At 37.3% G+C, this 6,596-nt stretch carries 12 protein-coding genes; 10 read left to right on the top strand and 2 right to left on the bottom strand.

All coding sequences use genetic code 11. The annotated features are described in order from the left end of the window. Nucleotides 1–50: 50 nt before the first annotated feature. Both D1B33_RS18095 and D1B33_RS18090 read right to left on the bottom strand, forming a co-directional pair. Nucleotides 51–1,484: a recombinase family protein gene (locus tag D1B33_RS18095; protein WP_118877811.1), complete on the bottom strand. Its 1,434-nt coding sequence runs from the start codon at nucleotides 1,482–1,484 to the stop codon at nucleotides 51–53. 76 nt (nucleotides 1,485–1,560) lie between these two features. Next, a complete protein-coding gene (locus D1B33_RS18090; protein WP_118877810.1) occupies nucleotides 1,561–2,199 on the bottom strand; it encodes a LexA family protein in 639 nt (212 codons plus the stop codon). A 151-nt stretch (nucleotides 2,200–2,350) separates the two neighbouring features. Here D1B33_RS18090 and D1B33_RS18085 point away from each other — a divergent pair, with 151 nt between their 5' ends. The 10 genes from D1B33_RS18085 to D1B33_RS18045 all read left to right on the top strand — a co-directional run. Then, nucleotides 2,351–2,587 carry a helix-turn-helix domain-containing protein gene (locus tag D1B33_RS18085; protein ID WP_118877809.1) on the top strand — a complete coding sequence of 79 codons (237 nt, stop codon included), beginning with the start codon at nucleotides 2,351–2,353 and terminating at the stop codon, nucleotides 2,585–2,587. A gap of 46 nt (nucleotides 2,588–2,633) precedes the next feature. Then, on the top strand, nucleotides 2,634–2,756 hold the full coding sequence (locus D1B33_RS18800) for a hypothetical protein (protein ID WP_267897060.1): 123 nt from the start codon (nucleotides 2,634–2,636) through the stop codon (nucleotides 2,754–2,756). 217 nt (nucleotides 2,757–2,973) lie between these two features. Further along, nucleotides 2,974–3,306, top strand: a complete 333-nt coding sequence (locus tag D1B33_RS18080; protein WP_118877808.1) for a hypothetical protein — start codon at nucleotides 2,974–2,976, stop codon at nucleotides 3,304–3,306. Next, on the top strand, nucleotides 3,303–3,569 hold the full coding sequence (locus tag D1B33_RS18835; protein WP_118877807.1) for an AbrB/MazE/SpoVT family DNA-binding domain-containing protein: 267 nt from the start codon (nucleotides 3,303–3,305) through the stop codon (nucleotides 3,567–3,569). Before D1B33_RS18080 ends, D1B33_RS18835 begins: the two co-directional genes overlap by 4 nt. A gap of 11 nt (nucleotides 3,570–3,580) precedes the next feature. Next, a complete protein-coding gene (locus D1B33_RS18070; protein ID WP_118877806.1) occupies nucleotides 3,581–4,042 on the top strand; it encodes a hypothetical protein in 462 nt (153 codons plus the stop codon). Next, nucleotides 4,006–4,212: a hypothetical protein gene (locus D1B33_RS18065; RefSeq protein WP_118877805.1), complete on the top strand. Its 207-nt coding sequence runs from the start codon at nucleotides 4,006–4,008 to the stop codon at nucleotides 4,210–4,212. The genes D1B33_RS18070 and D1B33_RS18065 overlap by 37 nt, the downstream gene beginning before the upstream one ends. 87 nt (nucleotides 4,213–4,299) lie before the next feature. Then, a complete protein-coding gene (locus tag D1B33_RS18060) occupies nucleotides 4,300–4,488 on the top strand; it encodes a hypothetical protein (RefSeq protein ID WP_118877804.1) in 189 nt (62 codons plus the stop codon). Continuing rightward, the gene (locus tag D1B33_RS18055; protein WP_233549528.1) at nucleotides 4,488–5,345 is read left to right on the top strand and encodes a hypothetical protein; all 858 of its coding nucleotides are present in this window, start codon (nucleotides 4,488–4,490) and stop codon (nucleotides 5,343–5,345) included. The genes D1B33_RS18060 and D1B33_RS18055 overlap by 1 nt, the downstream gene beginning before the upstream one ends. Continuing rightward, nucleotides 5,317–6,114, top strand: a complete 798-nt coding sequence (locus tag D1B33_RS18050) for a PD-(D/E)XK nuclease-like domain-containing protein (RefSeq protein ID WP_233549527.1) — start codon at nucleotides 5,317–5,319, stop codon at nucleotides 6,112–6,114. Before D1B33_RS18055 ends, D1B33_RS18050 begins: the two co-directional genes overlap by 29 nt. Nucleotides 6,115–6,123: 9 nt before the next feature. Continuing rightward, nucleotides 6,124–6,596, top strand: a 473-nt coding sequence (locus D1B33_RS18045; protein ID WP_199677456.1) for a phage replisome organizer N-terminal domain-containing protein, incomplete at its 3' end; no start/stop codon positions are given.

The raw sequence follows: 6,596 nt of genomic DNA, 5'->3' as shown, positions 1-6,596 counted from the left end.
TTCGTTGTTGTATAATTCACATAAATACAAAATAAAAAAGCGGAGTTATCCTAATAAAAATGGACATCCGCTACTTTTATTTTCTGGTTCCTAAACCCTTTAGCTTTAGTACGTTCAACGATTTCAATCTCAATACCTTCGATAAATGTTTGAACGAAGGATCGCTTTTCTTCCGGTGTAAGAGCGGTGAAATTATCTTTAAATAATTTTGCGTTTTCTTTATCTTTTTCTATATCCTTTTCATCGTAACGAACACCTTTAAGTTTCTCTAATTCCGCTTTTAATTCTACGTAACGTATTCGAGATTCGTTCATTCTATTTTTAAATTCATCATCTGTAATTAAATCAGATGCCCAAGCACGTTGATACTTCTCTCGTTGATTTTCAATACGTTTCATTTCAGCAATTAATTCGTCACCAGGATTAGTGTCCTTCATGATCCTTGTACTTGAAGGTTCTAAAAGTAAATCATTCATATAAATAATTAATGCTTCATCTATGTCTGCTTCTCGAATTCTGAAAGCTGGTGTCGAGTAATTCTTATTTAGCGCACAAACTTGACAACGATAGGCATTCTTCTCGACTTGTTGATCATCTTTTTTTCTTTTCCAAACTGAACGTTCCGAACTACACCTATTCCTGCAATCGGGGCATACAATTTTCATTTGATAGATAAATACACTATTTACATTGCGCTTTTTGTAGTTTTGTCTTGATTCGATTATTTTCTGGAACTGTTCAAATTCCTCCTTGCTCATAATCCCCTTGTGAGTGTCTTCCACGATTTCATCACGCCAACGCATAGCACCGTAAAGGGCAGGGTTATGCATTAAATCCATCAACGTTCGTATATGCCATTTGTAGCCCCTTCTAGGCTTGTATTTAGTCGAATCCATATAAATGCTTAACTGACGGAAGGAAAAGCCTTCACGTACCTTCTGAACCATCAGTTTAACGGCTTCAATCTCTTCTTTGTGCTGATGTAATTTGTGCTTATCATCTTTATAAAAACCATAAGGTGCCAATGCAGCCCATTCTTTTTGATGGGCCTTTTCGATTTGTCCCATGCGAACACGTTCTCCTAGATTGGCGCTTTCCCATTCGGCAATGGCAGCTACTATGGTTATGAACATTCTACCCATAGCTGTGGATGTGTCATAAATTTCAGTAGCAGAACGAAATACACAATCATACTTTTCTAAATGGTCTAGAATTTTGTGCAAATCCCTTACAGATCGAGTTAACCGGTCTAATCGATAAACTAGGAGCACTTTTATGTGACCAGCTTCAACATCCTTCATTAACTTCTTAAATTGCGGTCGATTAGTAGAACGTCCGGAAATACCTTCATCTACATAAAATTTATGTTCATTCCAATTCTGCGCTATGCAAAATGCTTTTAATCTTTCGCGTTGAGCAGAAATCGAGTACCCCTCTTGTACTTGTTCTTCTGTTGAAACACGGATGTATATTCCTACAGTCATTATTATCACCTCTAGTGTAAGTTAAGAGCAGACAAATGAGCCTACTCTACTTGTTTAATTGATTAGCGCTAATCTATTAAATTAAATCACGTGTTACTCGTACCGCTTTACCTATAATAGTTGCCGGATTGTTTTCGGTGACAATTATAGGTTCATATTTAGGGTTATCAGGCATTAGTATAACGATATTTCCTTGTTTCTTTACTCGTTTCAAAGTAGCTTCTGTTTCTTCATTTACCCTAACAGCAGCAATTTCTCCGTTTTCTACATCTGATTGAGCTCGCACAATCACTTTGCTTCCGCTTTGGATAGTAGGTTCCATAGAATCGCCTTTTGCAATTAAGGTTATTAAATCACCACTAGGTAAACCGTCAGCAATTTCATAATTATAACCTTCCATATTTTCGGATACTAATATTGGCTCTCCACAAGCTATTGTTCCTAGGATTGGTATCCTTTGCACTCTAGCAACTTGTTGTATGTTTGTTGCATATTTGTTTGTTAAATCACCATCAATCAACAATTCTGCGGGTGATAAATCTAAAGCGGAAGCTATTTTAGGAATTTCGTCCATGGGAATTTTTCTAGTCCCCTTTAAATACCGCGAAATTGTACTTCGATCTAATCCGACTTTGTTAGCTAACTCTATAGGTTTCATATTCTTCCTATAAAGTTCCTTTTCAATAAATTTCGCTATTTCTAAGGAATCTCTCACTTATATCACCTCCTTGATTTCAATATTATCATGTTTCCTAATAGGAAACAATATACGCGAAAAATATATCTTTAAATTTTTTTAATAGTTTATGTTGACACTTTGGAAACAAATTGATAATATTTGGTTATGCAGGAAGGAGGTGAGAATAATGAGATTTAATTACAATCGTTTAAAAGCTGAGAGAGTAGCAAAAGGATTTACGGTTCAAGATATGGCCAATGTTCTAGGTGTTACAAAAGGCACTTATTCCAAAAAAGAGAACGGTAAATTACCGGTTACTGTAGATGACTTTGTTGTTATTTCAAATAAATTAGAAATTCCAATTGACCACATAAACATTTTTTTTACCCTTAATGTTTCCAAAATGGCAACAAATACGATATAAATGTTGACCTTTTGGAAACTGAAATGAATAGGAGATAGGTGAGTAAATGAAAACTATGCCATCAATTGAAACGCAGAAAAAAATGCACGCTTACTTTATGAAAACATCAGCACCAAGAATAACGAAGGCTCAAAAAGAAAAGGAAGATGAAAGGAAAAGAGGTGAGTAAATGGAAAACCATTCAACATCCGACATTCTGGCTTATGTAGTTGCAGGCTTCTTGATTTTCGGATTGGTAATTAGTGTTTGTTTTTAGGACAAGTCTATGAATCTTGTGGAAGGTTGAGAGGAGTGAACAAATGAAGCGATTCAAAAAGTATTTCAATCTAACGCTGGAACAACGTTTAGTGCTTGTATCAAATGCGATTCGAGGGGCGGTGAAATAGTTGGCTAAATTCACAAAAGAACAGATTGATCGTGCCAAAGCAAATGGTGTTGCGCAAAGCACACTTTACACTCGCGTTGGAAAACTTGGATGGGATGTCGAAAAGGCGATAACCACACCGTCAAAATCCAAAACGCCGAGCATGGAGTATAACGAAGGAAAGTTGCAGCGTGTTCGTAAGCGATTCGGCAACGAATTAACGTTCAGTATTTACAAACAAATCAAAGAATTAGGGTTTAGTGATAGGGAGATTCAACGCATGTATGAATTGAAATATCACGAGGTATACAGTTTTTTAAAAAATCACAAGCAAATATTGGAGGAAGCACAATGAAATCAACAGGCATTGTAAGAAAAGTAGATCCGTTAGGTCGTGTAGTTTTACCAAAGGAATTACGTGGAGTATTAGGGATTGAAGAAGGAACGCCACTTGAAATTTACATGGATGGCGATAAAGTGATTCTTCAAAAATATGAATCTGGTGCTCGTCGCGAAGAAAAATTGGCGGTTTTATTAAATCTGCAGCGGATGGCTCAATCAGAACAAAATCCAAATAAAAAGGATGCAATTGTTCGTGCAATCGCATTAATCCAATAGGAGGAAATCAAATGAAACCAACATTGAACAGATTAGGTCGCAAGCAAAATATCGTGGCGGTTATTGTAGAAGGTAAAAACGGGGAACAGCAACACATTTATGACCAAGAAGTTTTCGGTTTTATGAATGAGGAGGATAAAGCTGACTTTACAACAGCTGTTGAAAACCCATTAAAGCGAAAAGAAATTATTGACACGCTAAACGCTCATTTAGAAGATTCAGAGCGGTATTTACAAGAATTGAAGAATCGGATTGCAGAAACTGTAATTAACATCGAAGGCTTACCATCTTCGTTTGAAGTGAGAAGTTTGCAATTACTGGTTGAAGAATACAGAAATCATAAAACATATATCGAAGGTGTAGCTGCTTCAATTGAATTAGTGAACGAACTCAATAGTGAGGAGCCTTCCATAGATGATGAAGAGGAGGACTTGAAATGGATTGCGAAAACCCTATCCTTTCCGCAAAAATAACTGATCATCCAATCACTAAGCCAATCGGCAAATGCCACTACAGACATTGCGATGAAGTGCTTTACAAAGGAGAAGGTTTTGAAGCAAATGGTTACTTGTATCATTCCACTGAATGTATCGGTGAAGAAGGGATTGAAGAGGGTTGGGTTATTGATCTCTCTCAACAATAAAAAACACTCACCAAGGCGGCAACCAAAGTGAGTGCACTGAAAAATAATTAACACTAGCAGTATATCACAAAGTTAGGAGGTTTATGCATGGCAAATTCTACTCCTCAAAAACCGAAGGCAAATCATCCTTGGAAGAACTGTACACCGTTCAAAGTAACATCGTGGGCCAAGGAACAATCTTATATACCAAATGTAACAAATGTGTCAGTCGCTCGAAACGAGACGTTACAACGCAAGGAAACATCCAAAATCGATAAGAAAAGAGGGGCATTTTAATGAACGACTTAACGACTCAATTCAACAACAACCAACCAACTTTCCAACAACCACAAGGGGCATTGGCTCAAGCAAGTTCGTCACGCGAAATGGAAGAAGTAAAAGGTCAAATTTTCATGGCCAAGCAATTCCCTAGAAATTATTTCGAAGCGGAAAAACGGATTATGGATGCTTGTAAACGTCCGTCTTTGGCTGCAACTGCAATGTACTCTTATCCAAGAGGTGGAACAAAGGTGACTGGCCCTTCAATAAGAATGGCTGAAGTGTTGGCGCAAAATTGGGGCAACCTTTCATATGGAATTGTTGAATTGGAGCAGCGAAACGGTGAGTCTGTTGCAAAAGCATATTGTTGGGACTTAGAAACGAATGTACGTCAAGAAAAAGTATTTACAGTTAAGCATGCAATCGGCACTAAAAAGGGTTTAAAACAATTAAGCGATCCACGCGACATTTATGAAAAAGTAGCAAACGATGGCGCTCGTAGATTAAGAGCTTGCATCTTAGGAGTCATCCCAGGAGATGTTGTGGAGATGGCCGTAAAAGAATGCGAACTAACATTGTCTGGCCAAAATACAGGGCCGTTAAAAGATCGTGTTGTACAAGCACTAAACATGTTTAAAGAAAAATACAAAGTTACGCAGGAAATGGTTGAAAAGAAATTTGGTTATAACATTAATTCCTTTACTGAAATTGACTTAATCGAGCTTGGGAAGATCTTCAACTCGTTAAAAGATGGCATGGCAACTGTTGAAGATTGGTTCGAGAAAGAAGATGCAAAAAACCAAAAAAGTGAATTAGCTGCTGAATTTGAAAAGGGCGTGAAAAACGTTGCCGAAAATCTTACTCAATCCGAATAATTACTACTCTCAAGAAGCAAATTTAGAATATATGTCAGTTTCTCAGTTTAAAAGCTTTATGGAATGCCAAGCAAAAACTTTAGCTGAGTTGAAGGGCGAGTATTCTCGCCCTCACTCCAACGCTCTAACGGTCGGCTCATACGTTCATGCAGCATTCGAAAGCGATGAAGTGTTCAGCAAGTTCGTTGAAGATAACCGAAAAGTGATTGTTAATACAAGAGGTAATAAATACGCTGATTTCGCTCAAGCCGACAAAATGATTCAAGCACTTAAAAACGATAAGTTTGCAATGTTTGCTCTCGAAGGTGAAAAAGAGGTCATTTACACAGGTGAATTGTTCGGTGTTCTTTGGAAAATCAAAGTGGATAATATCAACCATCGACTTAAGATTTTCAGCGATTTAAAAACAACTCAAGAACTTAGCAAAAGATATTGGAGCGATAAGTACAGTAAATATGTATCTTTCGTAGAAGCCTATGATTATGTCCTTCAAATGTATGTGTATCGCGAAATAATTTACCAAAACACAGGTGAGAATTACAGACCGTATATTGTGGCCGTAACTAAGCAAGATCCACCAGATAAAGCGGTGTTGCACTTTGATGAATCGCGCTTCGAGTTTGAAAAAGAATATGCACAAACAAATTTGTCCGGAATCGTTCAGGCCAAACAAGGAGAAGTTGCACTGAATCGCTGTGAAAAATGTGATTACTGCCGAGCGACAAAGCAGCTTAACAATACTTTCGAAATTGAATTTTTATTAGAGTAGGTGTTTGTAATGGCAGAAATTAAATGGATTAAGCTAACCGTCAATATGTTCGATGATGAAAAGATTAGGCTCATTCAAGCAATGCCAGAAGCGGACGCAATCATCATTATCTGGATTCGACTTTTAACTTTGGCTGGTAAAACAAATTCTGATGGACAAATTTTCATTAGTGAAAACATGCCGTATAACGAGGAAATGCTTGCAACGCTTTTTAGCAAACCAATCAACACTATTCGATTGGCAATTGAAACGTTACGAAAGTTCGGAATGATTGATGTTTTCGGAGATGGAATTCTCTTCGTAAACAATTGGGAAAAGCATCAGAATGTTGATGGCATGGAGAAAATAAAGCTTCAAAACGCTGAACGCAATAGGAAATATCGTGAACGGAAAAAGCAGCAAGCTTTAGAATTTCCCAGTGACGAAAAGCGTGATGTCATCGTGACGTCTCGTGACGGTACAGATATAGATATAGATATAGA

This window comes from Ureibacillus yapensis (assembly GCF_003515775.1).
In the GTDB taxonomy this organism is placed as follows: Bacteria; Bacillota; Bacilli; order Bacillales_A; family Planococcaceae; genus Ureibacillus; species Ureibacillus yapensis.
Note: the sequence above shows the minus strand (reverse complement) of the source record. Positions and strands in the feature narration are given on the sequence as shown.